The organism is Xanthomonas sp. NCPPB 1068 (assembly GCF_041479385.2).
In the GTDB taxonomy this organism is placed as follows: domain Bacteria; phylum Pseudomonadota; class Gammaproteobacteria; order Xanthomonadales; family Xanthomonadaceae; genus Xanthomonas; species Xanthomonas cannabis.
Genome location: NZ_CM192986.1, coordinates 1,951,426 through 1,967,486 on the forward strand (window position 1 = coordinate 1,951,426; position 16,061 = coordinate 1,967,486).

At 66.6% G+C, this 16,061-nt stretch carries 13 protein-coding genes; 8 read left to right on the forward strand and 5 right to left on the reverse strand.

Annotated elements, in window-relative coordinates; translation table 11 throughout:
- Positions 1-74 precede the first annotated feature (74 nt).
- Both ACCQ12_RS08440 and ACCQ12_RS08445 read left to right on the forward strand, forming a co-directional pair.
- Complete coding sequence (locus tag ACCQ12_RS08440; RefSeq protein ID WP_372383374.1) at positions 75-1,130, forward strand: phosphoenolpyruvate carboxykinase (ATP); 1,056 nt, start codon at positions 75-77, stop codon at positions 1,128-1,130.
- Between the two features lie 97 nt (positions 1,131-1,227).
- On the forward strand, positions 1,228-2,952 hold the full coding sequence (locus ACCQ12_RS08445) for an ATP-binding cassette domain-containing protein (RefSeq protein WP_372383375.1): 1,725 nt from the start codon (positions 1,228-1,230) through the stop codon (positions 2,950-2,952).
- Between the two features lie 25 nt (positions 2,953-2,977).
- Here the strand turns inward: ACCQ12_RS08445 and ACCQ12_RS08450 are convergent, their stop codons facing one another.
- Positions 2,978-4,393 carry an MFS transporter gene (locus ACCQ12_RS08450; protein WP_372383581.1) on the reverse strand — a complete coding sequence of 472 codons (1,416 nt, stop codon included), beginning with the start codon at positions 4,391-4,393 and terminating at the stop codon, positions 2,978-2,980.
- A 443-nt stretch (positions 4,394-4,836) separates the two neighbouring features.
- Here ACCQ12_RS08450 and ACCQ12_RS08455 point away from each other — a divergent pair, with 443 nt between their 5' ends.
- Positions 4,837-5,838, forward strand: a complete 1,002-nt coding sequence (locus ACCQ12_RS08455) for an LLM class flavin-dependent oxidoreductase (RefSeq protein WP_039564625.1) — start codon at positions 4,837-4,839, stop codon at positions 5,836-5,838.
- Between the two features lie 60 nt (positions 5,839-5,898).
- Positions 5,899-6,399: a pyridoxamine 5'-phosphate oxidase family protein gene (locus tag ACCQ12_RS08460; RefSeq protein WP_372383376.1), complete on the forward strand. Its 501-nt coding sequence runs from the start codon at positions 5,899-5,901 to the stop codon at positions 6,397-6,399.
- Between the two features lie 368 nt (positions 6,400-6,767).
- Here ACCQ12_RS08460 and ACCQ12_RS08465 read toward each other — a convergent pair whose 3' ends face one another.
- Positions 6,768-7,439 (reverse strand): exopolysaccharide biosynthesis protein, encoded by a 672-nt coding sequence (locus ACCQ12_RS08465; RefSeq protein ID WP_372383377.1) that lies wholly within the window; start codon positions 7,437-7,439, stop codon positions 6,768-6,770.
- Positions 7,423-8,763 (reverse strand): hemolysin family protein, encoded by a 1,341-nt coding sequence (locus ACCQ12_RS08470; protein WP_104580116.1) that lies wholly within the window; start codon positions 8,761-8,763, stop codon positions 7,423-7,425. Before ACCQ12_RS08470 ends, ACCQ12_RS08465 begins: the two co-directional genes overlap by 17 nt.
- A 272-nt stretch (positions 8,764-9,035) precedes the next feature.
- On the opposite strand from ACCQ12_RS08470, the gene ACCQ12_RS08475 reads away from it, so the two are divergent.
- The 3 genes from ACCQ12_RS08475 to ACCQ12_RS08485 all read left to right on the forward strand — a co-directional run bounded on the left by ACCQ12_RS08475 (position 9,036) and on the right by ACCQ12_RS08485 (position 11,666).
- Positions 9,036-9,662 carry a DUF47 domain-containing protein gene (locus ACCQ12_RS08475; RefSeq protein WP_039412104.1) on the forward strand — a complete coding sequence of 209 codons (627 nt, stop codon included), beginning with the start codon at positions 9,036-9,038 and terminating at the stop codon, positions 9,660-9,662.
- A gap of 9 nt (positions 9,663-9,671) precedes the next feature.
- On the forward strand, positions 9,672-10,799 hold the full coding sequence (locus tag ACCQ12_RS08480; protein ID WP_047694061.1) for an inorganic phosphate transporter: 1,128 nt from the start codon (positions 9,672-9,674) through the stop codon (positions 10,797-10,799).
- 105 nt (positions 10,800-10,904) lie between these two features.
- Complete coding sequence (locus ACCQ12_RS08485; protein WP_372383378.1) at positions 10,905-11,666, forward strand: YdcF family protein; 762 nt, start codon at positions 10,905-10,907, stop codon at positions 11,664-11,666.
- 58 nt (positions 11,667-11,724) lie between these two features.
- Here the strand turns inward: ACCQ12_RS08485 and ACCQ12_RS08490 are convergent, their stop codons facing one another.
- Positions 11,725-13,236, reverse strand: a complete 1,512-nt coding sequence (locus tag ACCQ12_RS08490) for a S10 family peptidase (protein WP_184374158.1) — start codon at positions 13,234-13,236, stop codon at positions 11,725-11,727.
- A 378-nt stretch (positions 13,237-13,614) separates the two neighbouring features.
- The gene (parE, locus tag ACCQ12_RS08495; RefSeq protein WP_047694065.1) at positions 13,615-15,504 is read right to left on the reverse strand and encodes a DNA topoisomerase IV subunit B; all 1,890 of its coding nucleotides are present in this window, start codon (positions 15,502-15,504) and stop codon (positions 13,615-13,617) included.
- 161 nt (positions 15,505-15,665) lie between these two features.
- Between parE and ACCQ12_RS08500 the strand changes: the two genes are divergently transcribed.
- A complete protein-coding gene (locus tag ACCQ12_RS08500; RefSeq protein ID WP_372383379.1) occupies positions 15,666-15,908 on the forward strand; it encodes a hypothetical protein in 243 nt (80 codons plus the stop codon).
- Positions 15,909-16,061 lie beyond the last annotated feature (153 nt).

The following is a 16,061-nucleotide window of genomic DNA, read 5'->3' on the forward strand; positions in this document are numbered from 1 at the left end:
ATCACCTGTGTCGATGCAACCTTTGTCTAGCGAATCGGCACCCACCGGCTGATCGATGCAATGAATGGACAGGCATGCCGCAGTCGGATGCATTGGCGCAACACATGCCGCCGGGCGAGCACGCAGCCCTGGCCACGCCGGGCGTGCTGGCCGCCGATCCGTTTGGCGAGCAGCGGCCGCGTCGTTTCAGCGTGCAGCGGCAGATTCTCGGTGCGCTGTTCCACTTCAGCAGCGACAGTCACGCGCTGCTGGCGCTGGTCGATGCCGCGTATGCCGGGTTGCCGGCGCATCACCTGCCCGGCGAGCCGCAGTTCCACATCAGCCTGGATCTGCTGCCGCGCGTATCGCACGGCCGTGTTGCCGTGCCGCCGCCGGTGCGCACGCACGCCGTCGGCGGGCTGGTGTGCGGGGTCATGGATGCCTGCAACTATCTGATGCTCTCGGTGCCCGAGCGCCGCGCGATGCTGGTGGTTTCCGAGGACATGCTGGCGCACGCCTATCACGTGCGTTACGAGCTGATCGAGTTCGCCGTGTTCCTGCTGGCCGCGCGTGGCATGGGGCTGGTGCCGTTGCATGGGGCCTGCGTCGGCCGTCGTGGGCGCAGCGTGCTGTTGTTGGGCGCCAGCGGCGCGGGGAAATCCACGCTCGCCTTGCATTGCCTGCTGCATGGACTGGAGTTTGTTGCCGAAGACGGCGTGTTCGTGGCGCCGGACAGCCTGCTGACCACCGGCGTGGCCAACTTTCTGCATCTGCGGCCCGAGGCGCTTGCGCTGGTCGATGCGCGCACGCGCGCCTGGATCAGTGCCTCGCCCACCATTGTCCGTCGCAGCGGCGTGGAGAAGTTCGAAGTGGATATCCGTCATGGCCAGGCCACGCTGGCGCCCACGCCCTTGCAGCTGTGTGCGGTGGTGATGCTCTCCCCGCTATCGGCCTGCACGTCCGCGCCGGGCCTGGTTCCGGTGCCCACCGCACAGATCGCCGAGTGCCTGGCACGCGACCAGCCCTATGCGGCCGGGCAGCCGGGGTGGCAACGGTTTGTCGCTCAGGTGCAGCGTATCGGCATGTCGACCCTGCGTCGTGGCGCCCAGCCGCAGGCCTCGCTGGAGGCGGTGCTGCAGGTGTTGCGATGAACCCACCGCCGCAATGGCCGTGCGCAGACTGCGCGCCGCCCGCCCCGGCATGTCGCAGTGCTGTGGACGCGGCGCAGCACTGCGTTGCGCGCTGCTGATGCATAAGGCCATCGCTCGCCATGACGTGGTGGCCGTGCTGCGCCGCTTCGCCGGCACGCTGGTGCCGGCAGATGTGCCATCGATGATCATGTACGTGGCATTGTCGCTGGCGGCCGCCTGCGTCGGCAGCATCGTGGCGGTCTGTCTGGTTCCGCTGGTCCAGCCCGGTCATGGCGTGCAGCTGGCCGGCTATCGACTCACCGTGCCGGGTGGTTTGCCGATGCAGGCCGGCCTGTTTGTGGTGGTGAGCCTGGTGTTCGCCGCGTTGCGCTGGCAGGGTGCCCGGCTGGCGGCGCGGTTGACCAGTCGTTATGCGCTGGGCCTGCGCCGACGTGTGCATACCGCCCTGATCGATGCGCCGCTGCCCGCGCTGGCGGGTACCAGCTCCGCCGAAATCGCCAACGTGCTGACCTATAACATCGAGATCGCAACGCAGGGCTTCAGTGCCGTGCTGCAGTTGCTGGTGGCCGGCATTACGGCCGCCGTGAGCCTGTGCATTGCGGTGTTGATCGCACCATCGTTGCTGCTTGCCACGCCGCTGCTGGCATTGCTTGCGTGGCTGGGTCTGCGCCTTTCCAGCAGCGCGGCGCAGGCGCGCATCAGCCGCGACTATGTGGCCGACATGACCCGGTTGTTCTGGTTGAGCGAGGACTTTCCGCGGCGTCTGCGCCACGTGCGCTCGTTCCAGCGCGAGGACGTGGAAACCGGGCATTACGAGCGCATCTCCGCGCGCCTGGGCCAGGGCTATGCACAACAGCAGGCACTGGTGGCCAGCAGCCGACTGGTGCTCGAAGTCACGGCAGTGGCCGCCATCGCCGGCATTCTGGTGCTGGCCAATCTGTGGCAAGGCGGCGAGCGTGCTGCGCTGATCACGGTCAGTCTGCTGCTGGGGCGGCTGCTGCCTTATCTGGTCACCACGCGGCAAAGCGTGCAGCAACTGCGCTCTGCCTGGCCGGCCCTGCAACTGTGGCAGCGCCATGTGGACCTGGGCGCCGCCCGTGCCCCGGCTTCTGCCGTCGCCGCCTGTTCGCTGCCCGCCGCACTGCAGATCGAGCGCATTGCGCTGGCGCCGCCGCTGGCCCGGCTGGAGATCGCTGCGTTGGTGCTGGTGCCGGGTGAAATGACCCTGGTCGTGGGCCCGTCCGGCATCGGCAAGAGCAGCCTGATGGACGTGCTGTCCGGGCAGACGTCGCCGCAGCTGTTCGATGCGCACATGGGCGGGCGTCGGCTGGATTTTGCCGCCTACCGGCAGCTGGTCCGGCATGGCGCCTACCTCGGGCAGGGCGTGCGGCCGTGGCAGCGCAGCGTGCGCGATTGCCTGGACTGGGCGCTGCCGGGTGTGCCGGAGGAGCGCATGTGGGCAGCGCTGAGCGACGTCGGTTTGCGCGCACGCCTGCAGCGCGAGGGGCAGGGGCTTGAGACCGTCATCCATGGGCAACCCAGCCGTCTGTCCGGGGGTGAGGTACAGCGGTTGTTATTGGCGCAGGTGTTGCTGCGCCAGCCCGCCCTGGCGGTGCTGGATGAAGCCACCAGCGCGCTGGATGCAGATGCCGAGCACCAGGTGCTGTGCATGCTGCGGCAGCGTCTGCCGCAGACCGCGCTGGTCGTGGTCTCGCACCGCACCAGCCTGGCCGCGGTGGCCGACCGCACGGTGGCCTTGGGCGCCGCGCCTGACGCGCAGGCGCAGGGCAGGGCTGCGGTCGCCACCACGCGCGGCGCATGATGCGCGCAGCGCCACTGCGCAGCGGCTAACCGGCGATATCTTCCAGCGCACGATTGCGCGTGCGCGGCCCGAACACGGCGATCACGCTCGCCACGATCGACATGCTGATCACGATGAAGCCCAGCACGCCGTCGCTGCCGACCCGGCTCAGCAACCAGCCGATCAATACGCTGCTGCACGCGGTGGACAGGCGACTGAACGAATAGCAGAAGCCCACCGCACGCGCGCGCAATGTGGTGGGGAACAGCTCGGCCTGGTACCCGTGATAGGCAAAACTCATCCAGGCATTGCAGAACGCGATCATGGCGCCGCACAGCACCATGCCGATGGCCTGCTGCTGCAGCGAGAACGCCACCCCGAACACCACCGCGCCCAGCGCCGATGCGGTGATCTGCCATTTGTTTTCCCAGCGTTGCGCAACGCGCAGCAACAGCAGCGGCGCCAGCGGGTAGGCCAGCGAGATCGCAAACGAATATCCCAGGCTCCTGCTCACCCCGTTGCCCTGCGCGGCAATCAGCGCCGGCGGCCAGTTGCCGAAGCCGAAGAAGCCGATGGCCTGAAAAACATGGAACACCACCAGCATGCCGATGCGGCCGCGATACGGCGCGCGCCACAACTGCGAGACCTCTGCCCGGCCGGTCGGCCGCGCGGCGGCCGCCTGCGGTGCCGGCAACGGCGCGCCGAGATCGCGCATGCAGCGGGCTTCCAGTTGCGCCAGCACTGTGTCCGCTTCGGCGTGGCGGCCCTGCGCGGCCAGCCAGCGCGCCGATTCCGGCAGGCGGCTGCGCAACCACCAGATCGCCAACGCAAACACGCCGCTCAGCAGCACTACCCAGCGCCAGCCGCTGACGCCCAGCGGCGCGTGCGGCACCAGCAGCCAGGCGGCCAGGGCGACGGCGGGCACCGCCAAAAACTGCACGAAGAACGCGAATGCGAACGCCGCGCTGCGCATGTGCCGCGGCACCAGCTCTGACAGGTAGGTATCGATGGTGACCAGCTCGATGCCCAGCCCGATGCCAACCAGAAGGCGCAGCACGATCACGCCGGTGGCGGTGTCTTGCCGCCCCATCGCCACGGTCGCGGCGGTGTACCAGACCAGCGCAAAGGTGAATACCGGACGGCGCCCGAAGCGATCGGCAAACGGGCTCAGCAGCGCAGCACCGACAAACAGGCCCAGGAAGGTCGCCGCCGCGAACGCGGCCTGATCGGACATGCCGAACGCGCCGTCGGCACCGCTGGCAAAGATGCCGTCGGCGATCAGCCCGGGGCTGATGTAGGCGGTCTGGAACAGGTCGTACAGCTCGAAGAAGCCGCCCAGCGCCAGCAGGCCAACCAGCCGCCACAGGGTGGCGCTGGCCGGCAAGCGATCGATCCTCGCTGCGATCTGCGCAGAAGGCGAGGGCGGTACAAGGGCAGGCGCGGCAATCGGAGACATGTGCAGCCAGTCGTAGACGGAGCGGCGCCATCATAGGCAGTGCCCAGATCCCACAGCGGCCACGCTTCGCGGCGCAGTCAAGGCGTTCGCCTGCAAGTCAAGATGGCGCTGTGCATACGGACACCAGCGGACAGCACGACAAGCGTGCATGCAAGGTCCACCAGGCTTCACCCTTGCCCTCATCCGGCGCTACGCGCCACCTTCTCCCGGCGGGAGAAGGAATAGCCCCTCTCCCGCCGGGAGAAGGGTTGGGTGAGGGCCCCTGTGCCGGGAGTCGGGCAGGCCACGAAGCACTCCGCTTCGCTGCATGCTTATCACTACTCGGTCCCACAACCGCACCCGTTGTCCGACTGCTGGAATGCTGTAATCCCCTCAGCGCCCATGAAACCGCTGGCAATCCCCCCCGGGCAGCCCCATTTCCTGCACATCATTCTTCCCGGAGCCGTCCGATGACGCCCATTTCCGTGCTCGACCTGGCGCCCGTCTGCGAAGGCAGCGACACCACCCACGCCTTCGCCAACATGCTCGATCTGGCGCAACACGCCGAGCGCTGGGGCTACCAGCGTTACTGGCTGGCCGAGCATCACAACATGCCCGGGATCGCCAGCGCGGCCACCGCCGTGCTGATCGGTCATGTGGCCGGGGGCACCAAGACCATTCGTGTCGGTGCCGGCGGCATCATGTTGCCCAACCACGCGCCGCTGCAGGTGGCCGAGCAATTCGGCACGCTGGCCTCGCTGTATCCGCAGCGCATCGACCTGGGGCTGGGGCGCGCGCCCGGCACCGACCAGCCCACCGCGCGTGCCTTGCGCCGTTATTTCGATAGCGCCGACCAGTTCCCGCAGGATGTGGCGGAGTTGTTGCGTTACTTCGCGCCCGCCGTGCCGGGACAGCTGGTGCAGGCGGTTCCCGGTGCCGGCCTGGACGTGCCGGTGTGGCTGCTGGGGTCCAGCCTGTTCAGTGCGCGGCTGGCGGCGGCGATGGGCTTGTCGTTCGCGTTTGCCTCGCACTTCGCGCCCGACGCGATGGACGAGGCGGTGGCGATCTACCGCCGCGAATTCCGCCCGTCCGCACAGCTGGCCAAGCCGCACGCGATGCTTGCGCTGAACGTGGTGGCGGCCGACACCGAGGCGCAGGCGCGGCGCCTGTTCACCACCCAGCAGCAGAGTTTCGTCAATCTGCGACGCGGCAGGCCCGGCAAGATTCCGCCGCCGATCGACGACATCGACGCCTTCTGGCAGCCGCACGAGCGCGCCGGCGTGGAGCGCGCGCTTGCATGCACGGTGCTGGGCGATGCGGAGCAGGTGGCGCACGGCGTGGCGGCCTTCATCGAGCGGCATGCGCCCGACGAGTTGTTGTTCACTGCCAACATCTACGACCACAGCGCACGTCTGCGCTCGTTCGAACTCGCGGCCGCTGCCTGCCGCGAGCTGGACGTGACCACTGCGTGATTCACGTCGCTTTGCGCGGCGATCCGCTCAGATGCGTGCATCTCCATCGGGAAGGCAGGCATGCAATTTCAGGATCGCAGCGACAGCATCAAGCAATTGGCGGAATTGATTCGCGGCGTGGACATCGCGATGTTCACCACCGTGTCGGCGGACGGCAAGCTGGTCAGCCGTCCGCTGGGCACGCAGGAAGTGGAATTCGATGGCGACCTGTGGTTCGCCACCGCGGCCGACAGCCCGAAGGTGGCCGAGATCGCCGCCGACCCGCGCGTCAACGTGGCCTACGCGTCGGCATCCAAGAACACCTATGTGTCGGTTGCCGGAACTGCGCGAGTCGTCCACGACCGCGCCAAGATCGATGCATTGTGGTCGCCGGCAATGAAGGTGTTTTTCCCCGGTGGCAAGGACGACCCCAACCTGCGTCTGATCCATGTGCGCGCCGAATCGGCCGAATATTGGGACGGCCCGAGCGGCCTGCTCGGCAAGGCCTTGTACTTCGTCATGACAGCCGTGACCGACGACACCGCCAGCCTTTCGGACAACCGCGTGGTCGATCTGAAGTGAGCAAGACCTGAGCTGGTGTAGCGACGACGATCAGCCCATTGCCAGGCAAGAGACGATCAGCCCTTGCCGGGCAAGAGCGAGGTGGCGTGCAGGTTCCCGGCGCGCGTGTAGCGCAACACCGCGCGCGGGGCGTGTAAGCCCCTCTCTTGCGGGAGAGGGGTTGATGTGAGGGTAAGGTCGCTCGCATCACCTCAGCGCGCCGGAAACAGATCGGCGCTGCGGAGATCCGTCAGGAAAGTTTCCACCAAGCCAGCTCAGCCAGCACCGTCGCCACACCTCCGCGGGCCAGCACACCGCACGCTCCACCGACACACGCGCAGCCAAGCTCCATCAGCGAGGCACACCAACGCCCGCCGGTGACCGCAGCCTCAACGCCAGGCCAGCGGCCACCAGCCGCGAATCAGGTCCACCAACTGATCCGAGGTCACGCCGAACACGGCAATCGAGATCAATGCCGCCGCCCAGCCCGCCAGCATCAGGGCGCCATCGCGCTCCAGCAGGGCCAGCGCAAACAACAGCAGAATCAGCCCGAACACATAGTTGGTGAACGGGATCGGCAGCGTCAGCAGGACGCCAACCAGTACCAGCAGCGCCCCGGTGAACACCTGCGCCGGCATGCGGTCCAGCACACCATGCAGGCGTGGCCTGAGCAGGCGGTCCAGCCGCTGCAGGGTCGGCGCCAGCTTCGCCACGAAGCGCTGGCTGGTGCGCCGCTTCGGGCCACGGTCGCCGATGAACCCCGGCACCCAGGGCTTGCGCAGGCAACACATCATCTGCAGGCCGATCAATACCGTCAGCGGGCCGCTGATGCCGCCGGCCACGCCGGGAATGGGAATGAAGGATGGCAGGATCGCCAGGAACAGGAACACGCCGAATGCGCTCTGCTGCAGATCGGCCAGGATCTCGCGCACGCGCAACACGTGCTCCGGGTCGCCGTCGCTGAAGGCCGCCAGCAGGCTGCGAATGCCTTCGTTGCGGTAACGCATCTGTTCGCTGCCGGCGTCCTCCGAAGGCGGCGCGCTGTTATCCGACGATGTCATCGCTGCCCTCGTCGCCGACGCGGCTCAGCAACAACTTGTCCACGCGCGCACCGTCCAGATCCACGATCTCGATCCGCCAGCCCGCCCAGTCGAAGAATTCGCCGGCCTGCGGAATCCGGCCGAAGTAATAGATGCAGAGCCCGGCCAGCGTGTGGTAGTCGCCTTCGTCGGCATCCGGCAGTTCGGCTCCCAGCACCTCGCGCAGCTCTTCCACCGGCAGCGAGCCGTCGATCAGCAGCGAGCCATCCGCGCGCGTCACCACCAGCGCATCTTCGTCGGTGTTTTCCACCGCCTGCAGACGGCCGACCACCGCACCCATCAGGTCGCTGATGGTCACCAGGCCGCGGATCTCGCCATATTCGTCGACCACCAGGGCCATCGACTGCTGCTCTTCGCGAAAGATCTCCAGCAGCTTCATCGCGTGCGTGGATTCGGAGACGAACAAGGTCTCGCGCAGTGCCTGGAACAGGTTCTCGCCGTGCCCGCCCATGCGCGTGACCAGCGATTTGACTTCCAGTACGCCGGCAATGTCCTGGTCGCTGCCGCGATACACGGGGTAACGCGAGAATTCATGCTCGCGCATCACCGCAAAGTTACGTTCCGGCTCGGCGTTGGCGTCCAGCCAGGCGATGCGGTTGCGCGGGGTCATCAAACTGTCGGCGGTACGGTCGCCCAGCCGCATCACGCGATTCATCATGTCGCGCTCGTGCGCGTCGATCACGCCGGCCTCGTGGCTTTCGGCCACCAGCATGCGGATCTCTTCTTCGGTCACCGATGCCGACTCGTCCTTGCCCATGCCCAGCATGCGCAGCACCAGCCGGGTCGAGCGTGCCAGTATCCACACGCCGGGCGCGGCGATCCTGGCCAGCCAGGTCATCGGCACCGCGACCACCCCGGCGATGTCCTCGGAGTTGCGCAGCGCCAGCCGCTTGGGCACCAGCTCGCCGAAGATCAACGTCAGGAAGGTGATCAGCGCCACGGCCAGGGTGCTGCCGATCACCACCGAGTAGGGGCGCGGCTTGCCGACCAGCTCGAACGAGGCAGACAACGCCGGGAACACGCCCTGCAGCCAGCTGCTGATCGCCTCGCCGATGGCCTCGCCACCGAACACGCCGGTCAGGATGCCGATCAGGGTGATGCCGATCTGGACCGTGGACAGAAAGTTCTCGGGGCTTTCGGCCAGGGCCAGCGCCCGTGCGGCGCGCTTGCTGGAGCCGGCCATCTGCTTCAGGCGGCTCTTGCGCGAGGTCATCAACGACATCTCCGACATGGCGAAGAAGCCGTTCAACAGGATCAGGGCGATGACAATCAGAAACTCAACCACGGGCGTCTTCCCCGGTCAGTGAAGGGGAGGGCGGGCAAGCACGGGGTTGGCCGGCGCGCGCAAGGGCGGGGCGGCAACGGGGGAATATAGGGTCGTCTTCCATAGGGTGCGCCCGAAGGCGCGCGAGCATGGTAGCAAACCACAGGGTGGTTCGAGCCGGGAAATGCCGGCGTGAAGGCCGCAGGCGGCGCCGATATACCCAGACAGGTCATGGACCGGTCATAATTCGCCCCTGGTGCCGTCCTCCCTCGACGGCAGGAAGTTCTCCACCCATGTTCTCGTTGCAGACCATCTTCGGTTCCGGCAAGCAGTTCTATTCGCTCCTGAACGAAGCGGCGCAGGCCGCCTACGACAGCACCAAGGCGTTGCACGCCATGATGCGCGAGTCCGACCGGCAGCCCGCACTGGACGCCTTCAAGCTCGCCCGCCTGCGCGAACGCGCTGCCTCCGACAAGATCGGCCAGGCCTTGGTGGACAGCTTCATGACCCCGATCGAGCGCGAAGACATCGAAGCGCTGGGTTCGGCGTTGTACAAGATTCCCAAGCAGGTCGAAAAATTCGCCGACCGCTATTCGCTGGCCACCCAGCACCTGGAACACATCGACTTCGCCCCGCGCGCGGCGATGCTGGAGCAGGCTGCCGCGGTGGTGGTGGAGATGGTCGACGACCTCCCACGCATGAACATCGATCGCATGACCGCGCTCAACGACAAGCTGCGCATGCTCGAGAACGAGGCCGACCGTCTGATGCTCGAGCTGTATCGCGACATCTATTCCGGCCGCCTGGATACGCTGCAGATGTTCCTGCTCAAGGAGTTCTTCGAGATCCTGGAAAAAGCCATCGACCGTTGCCGCGAGGCAGGGGTGGTGGTGTACCAGATCGTGTTGAAGAACAGCTGAGGTCGCCGCGTGCTTACCCTTGTTCTGGTGGTGATCCTGGCCGCGTTGGTGTTCGAGTTCATCAACGGCTTCCACGACACCGCCAACTCCATCGCCACCGTGGTCGCCACCAAGGTGCTGTCGCCCGGCTGGGCGGTGATGCTGGCGGCCGGCATGAACCTGATCGGCGCCCTCACCGGTACCGCAGTGGCGCTGACCATTGCCTCGGGCCTGCTCAACACCAACGTCGTGGATGTCACCCCGCAGGTGATCCTGTGCGCACTGCTGGGCGGCATCATCTGGAACCTGATCACCTGGTGGAAGGGGCTGCCGTCGTCGTCCTCGCACGCCTTGATCGGTGGCCTGTGCGGCGCCGGCCTGGCCGCGGCGCACAACAACTGGGACGCGCTGATCTGGTCGGAGAACATCGGCAACTGGGCCAAGAACAAGGGCCTGTTGTGGAAGGTGTTCGTGCCGATGATCACCTCGCCGATCGCCGGCTTCCTGCTCGGCATCGTGGTGATGGTGCTGCTGTGGGCGATCATCGCCGGCATGTCCAGGCTTGGCGGCCCGATCGGGCGGCTGGCGCGGCCGCGCTGGGTCAATGCGTTCTTCGGCAAGGCGCAGATCGCCTCGGCTGCGTACATGGGCTACGCGCACGGTCACAACGACGCGCAGAAGACCATGGGCATCATCGCCATGACCCTGATCGGCGCGCAGTCGGCCGGTGCGCTGGATGACCTGCCCAGCTGGCTGTCGTTCCTGCACCCGGGCACCGGCCTGGCCGCCGGTGCCGGTATCCCGATGTGGATCGTGCTGACCTGCGCGGTGGTGATGGCGGCCGGCACGGCGTCCGGCGGCTGGAAGATCATCAAGACGCTCGGCCACAAGATGGTCAAGCTGCATCCCATCCACGGCTTTGCCGCCGAAACCAGCTCGGCCACGGTGCTCACCGTGGCCGCGCACTTCGGCATGCCGGTATCCACCACGCACAGCATCTCCACCGCGATCATGGGCGTGGGCTTTGCCAAGAACCCGCGCTCGCTGCGGCTGGGCGTGATCGAGCGCATCGTCTGGGCCTGGATCCTCACCATTCCCGCGGCCGGCGGTGTGGCGTATCTGATCCTGCGCATGTTCGAGCTGTTCGGCTGGACCTGACACGGTGTCGCGGTGCGGTCACGCACCGCGACCACGATGCGGCCCTTGCGCAAGCCATCTGCCACCGGCGGTGTGCCTGCGCGTTCTGAGTGAGACCCTGCCTCGATGATGCTTGCCCTGGTGTGCGTGTTGTTCGGGTTTGCCTGGTTGATCGATCGCCGCGGCCTGCGGCGATTTTCGCGTCTGCTGGGCGGCATCAGCCTGGCGCTGGTGTTTGCCGTGGGCTGCGGCCCGTTGCCGTCATGGATGCTGCAACACCTGCAGCGCACCGGGGTCAACGACTTCAACGCGTGGGGCGCGCGCAACGTCATCGTGCTGCTCGGCGCCGGCACGGTGCGCCCGGAGGGGCGTGACGCGGTGGCCGAGGCCAACATGTTCGCCTACGGCCGCATTGTCGAATCGGCGCGGCTGTACCAGCAGTGCCGCCGCAGCGGCGGCGATTGCAAGATCGAGATCAGCGGTGGCGACGCGCGCGGCCTGGGCCTGTCCGAGGCGGTGGTCTACCAGCGCGTGTTGATCGGGCTGGGGATCGAGCGGGCGGATCTGATCATGGAGCCCTCCAGCATGAACACCTGGCAGAACGCGCAGTTCAGCCAGCCGCTGCTGCGCGCGCACCGGCCCGACCGCATCGTGCTGGTGTCCTCGGCCACGCATCTGCGCCGCGCCGAGCTGTACTTCCGCCACTTCGGCATCGACGCCGTGCCGGTGCGTGCGGACTGGCTGACCGCCTCCTGGTCGGTGCTGCCGCAGAGCTACAACTTCACCCTGGCCGATGTGGCCCTGCACGAATACCTGGGCATCGCGCGCTACAGCGTCTACCAGTGGCTGGGCTGGAACGTCAAAGCCACCGAGCCCGGCGCGGTCTGAGCGCCGTGCGGCGCGGCTGCTTCACCGCCGGACCTCGCACGCCCGGCGATGGCTGCACTCAGCGCGCCTGGTACATCGCCTTGACGTCGTTGCGGAACGCGGCCTGGCTGTCGGCGCGGTTGTAGAACATGTGGCCGCCCGGGTATTCGCGCACCTGCACGCGTTTCGGGTCGCTGCCCATTGCCGGCATCTGGTCCACGGTCAGGATCGAACCCATGAACGGGCAGGAGAGGTCGTTCCAACCGTGCGCGATCAACACGCGCAACTTGGGGTCGATCGCCACCGACTGGCGCAGCTGCGTCACCGCACCCTTGCGCAACTCGTCACCCCAGTCCCAGAGCGCGTTGACCTCCATATTGATTGCCTGATAACGCGCATCGACCTTCCAGCCGACCACGCGGGTGACGAAGTCCACCATCGCGGTGGTGGTCGGCGCGATGATGCTGTCCAGCAGCGGGTCGTTGGCGCGTTGTTCGGCATCGTTGGGGAACGGGTCGAAGGCGGTCACGTTGGAGTCGTAACGGCTGCCCAGCTCGCCCTTGTCGCGAAACACCTCGCGCAGATACGCCTGGGTTTCCAGGCGTCCACCGGAACGCCGCACGTACGCCGGGTCCAGCCCGGTCATGCGGGTCACCTGCTGCAGCATCGCTTCGGTCGCCTGCGGGTCGGTGCGTCCTTTCATCAACGCCACTGCGTAGTCGCCGCGCGTGTAGTCGATCACCTGGCGCATGGCGCTGTCGCTGAGCTGGCCCTGGCGCTCCAGATGCGCAGCAGCGATGGAGGGCAGTGTCAGCATCCACGCCAGCGGGGAGACATCGCCGTTGTCGTCCAGGGTGGGATTGAGATACGGCGACACCAGCACCACGCCGTTCATCGCCACACCCAGCCGCGTCTGCAGGAAATGGGTGATGCGCGGGCCGCGGAAGCCGCCGTAGCTTTCGCCCACCAGATACTTGCGCGCCTGCAGGCGGCGGTTCTTGAGCAGCCAGTCGTAGATCACGCGCGAGAGATATTCCACATCCGCCTGCGGGTTGTAGAACTGTTTCTTGGCATCGTCGTCGCCGATCAAGGCGCGGCTGAAGCCGGTGCCCACCGGGTCGATGAACACCAGGTCGGTGAAGTCCAGCCAGGTGCCCGGGTTGTCGCGCAGCGTTGCCGGTGCCGACGCGCTGTCGCCTTCAGCGCCGAAACCGACGATCTTGGGCCCGATCGCGCCCATGTTGAGATACACCGATGAGGCGCCGGGCCCGCCATTCAATGCGAAGGTCACCGGACGGTCCTTGCCATCGACGGTGTAGGCGGTGAACACCACTTCGCCGGTGGTCTTGCCCTGCGCATCGCGCACCGGCAGCGTGCCGACCGTGGCGGTATAGCTCAGGCTGCGGCCGGCCACCCGCGTGCTCTGGCGCACGCTGATGTCGGCCGGCAGCGGCGCAGGTCTGGACGCCGACGCATCGGCTTTCGCCTCGCTGGGGTCGCTTTTACGATCGTCTTTATCTGGTGCAGCCGCCAGTGCCGCTCCGCTGAGCAGGAAGCAGGCCAGCAGGCTGGCACGGAAGAACAAGGGCATGAGCATCGACGCCGGAACAGGGAGCGCTGATGCTAGGCCGCTGCAGAGCCCGGTGGATGTGCAGGAAGGCATGGGTGGCGCGTTGACCGATGCAGCAAGCTTGGCGTAGAGCCGGATGTGCTGCGGCAGGAAGCCGTCTGACCTGAAGGGTGAGGTCTGCGCGGTCCGCTGAAACAAACATCGACCTAAAAACGAAGACCGATAACCCTCCCTTCTCCCCCCCGGGACATTGTCCTCCTTTATGGGGGAGAAGGTGCCTCGCAGGGGCGGATGAGGGTACGGGCGACGCCTCGTGCGATTACTTACCCAATGGCGTCGCCCGTACCCTCACCCCAACCCCTCTCCCGACGGGAGAGGGGCTTAAAGGTTCCAGAGGTTTCAAACTTCCAACGAAGCCAGATCACCCTTGCTCTCAAGCCACTGCTTGCGGTCGCCGGCCCGCTTCTTCGCCAGCAACATGTCCATCAACGAACGGGTCTGTTCGCCATCGTCGATGGTGAGCTGCACCAGCCGGCGGGTATCCGGATGGATGGTGGACTCGCGCAGCTGCTGCGGGTTCATCTCGCCCAGGCCCTTGAAGCGGGTGACGCTGATCTGGCCCTTCATCTTCTCGCGCGCAATCTTGTCCAGCAGCGTGGTCTTTTCTTCTTCGTCCAGCGCATAGAACACCTGCTTGCCCACGTCCACGCGGAACAGCGGCGGCATCGCCACGAACACGTGGCCGGCGGCTACCAGCGCAGGGAAGTGCTGCAGGAACAGCGCCGTCAGCAACGTGGCGATGTGCAGGCCATCGGAGTCGGCGTCGGCCAGGATCACCACCTTGCCGTAGCGCAGCCCGGTGATGTCGTCCTTCCCCGGGTCGCAGCCGATCGCGATCGCCAGGTTGTGCACTTCCTCGGAGGCCAGCACGCTGCCGGACGCCACTTCCCAGGTGTTGAGGATCTTGCCGCGCAGCGGCAGGATCGCCTGGAAATCCTTATCGCGCGCCTGTTTGGCCGAGCCGCCGGCCGAATCGCCTTCGACCAGGAACAGCTCGGTACGCGACAGGTCCTGGCTGATGCAATCGGCCAGCTTGCCGGGCAGGGCCGGGCCCTGGGTCACCTTCTTGCGGACGATCTGCTTTTCGGTCTTCAGCCGCGCGCTGGCACGGTCGATGGCGATCTGTGCGATCTTCTCGCCGATCTCCACGTTCTGGTTGAGATACAGGCTGAAAGCGTCATGCGCGGCGCCTTCGATGAAGCCGGCGGCCTGGCGCGACGACAGGCGTTCCTTGGTCTGCCCGGAGAACTGCGGGTCGGTCATCTTCAGGCTGAGCACGAAGGTGACGCGGTCCCACACGTCTTCCGGCGCCAGCTTGACGCCGCGCGGCAGCAGATTACGGAAATCGCAGAACTCGCGCAGCGCATCGGTCAGGCCAGAGCGCAGACCGTTGACGTGGGTGCCATGCTGCGCGGTGGGGATCAGGTTGACGTAGCTTTCCTGCACCAGCTCGCCTTCCGGCACCCAGGCCGCGGCCCAGTCCACGATCTCGGTGTCCTTCTTCAGGCTGCCCACGAACAGCTCGGCCGGCAGCAGTTCGTGCTCGGCCATCTCGCCTTTCAGATAGTCGCGCAGGCCGTTTTCGAAGTACCAGCTGTCCTGCTCGCCGGTGGCTTCGTCATGCAGCTTGACGGTTAGCCCGGGGCACAGCACCGCCTTGGCGCGCAGCAGGTGGCGCAGTGCACGCACATTGAATTTGGGCGTGTCGAAGTACTTCGGGTCGGCCCAGAAGCGCAGCCGCGTACCGGTGTTCTTCTTGCCGACGGTGCCGACCACTTCCAGCTTGGAAGCGGCGTTGCCGTCGCGGAACTCCATGCGGTGCTCGCTGCCTTCGCGCTTGATGAACAGCTCGACCTTGGTCGAGAGCGCGTTGACCACGCTCACGCCCACGCCGTGCAGGCCGCCGGAGAAGGTGTAGTTGCGGTTGCTGAACTTGCCGCCGGCGTGCAGGCGGGTCAGGATCAATTCGACACCCGGAATCTTCTCTTCCGGGTGGATGTCCACCGGCATGCCGCGGCCGTCGTCGGACACCTCGCAGCTACCGTCCTTGTACAACGTGACTTCGACCTGCTTGGCGTGACCGGCCAACGCCTCGTCGACCGAGTTGTCGATCACTTCCTGCGCCAGGTGGTTCGGGCGCGCGGTGTCGGTGTACATGCCCGGGCGGCGTTTGACCGGGTCCAGGCCCGACAGCACTTCAATATCGGCGGCGTTATAACGGGTGTTCATGCATCTCGTTGGCACGTGAAACGACGCGCAAGTGTGGGGGCTGAGGCAACTTTTTGCACGCGGCAGGCGTTCAGTGCGGGGCGGGGTGCCGGTGGCTACCCTGGTGTTGGTTTCGGAACCAAACGTCCCCACCTGAGGATGTCACCGAACCGGAGGACACCATGAAGTTCAAGCATGTTCTGATGCTCACCCTGGGTGCGGCCGCCGTGGCGGCACTTCCCGCCATGGCGCAGGCGGCCCCGCAGCAGGCCGGGCAGGGCGCCAGCGCGCAGAAGAGCGACGACGCCAAGGCCAAGACCGACGCCGAGCGCAAGGCCGAGCGCCGCGCCGCCGCCGCTGCGCAGAAGCCCAAGGCCGACAGCGCTCCGCGCGAGGAAGAGGAAGAAGAAAAGCCCTCGCGCTGAGTCTTCTGTCAGGTCACCGCGTGACATGGACGCCCCGGCTTCGGCCGGGGCGTCTGCATTTGCAGGTGCGTAGCCGAATTTTCCGTGCGGGATGGCCTCGCCGTCACGCAACCCTTGGGCATTCGCCCGTCACCCGTTAAACTATGGCTTTCC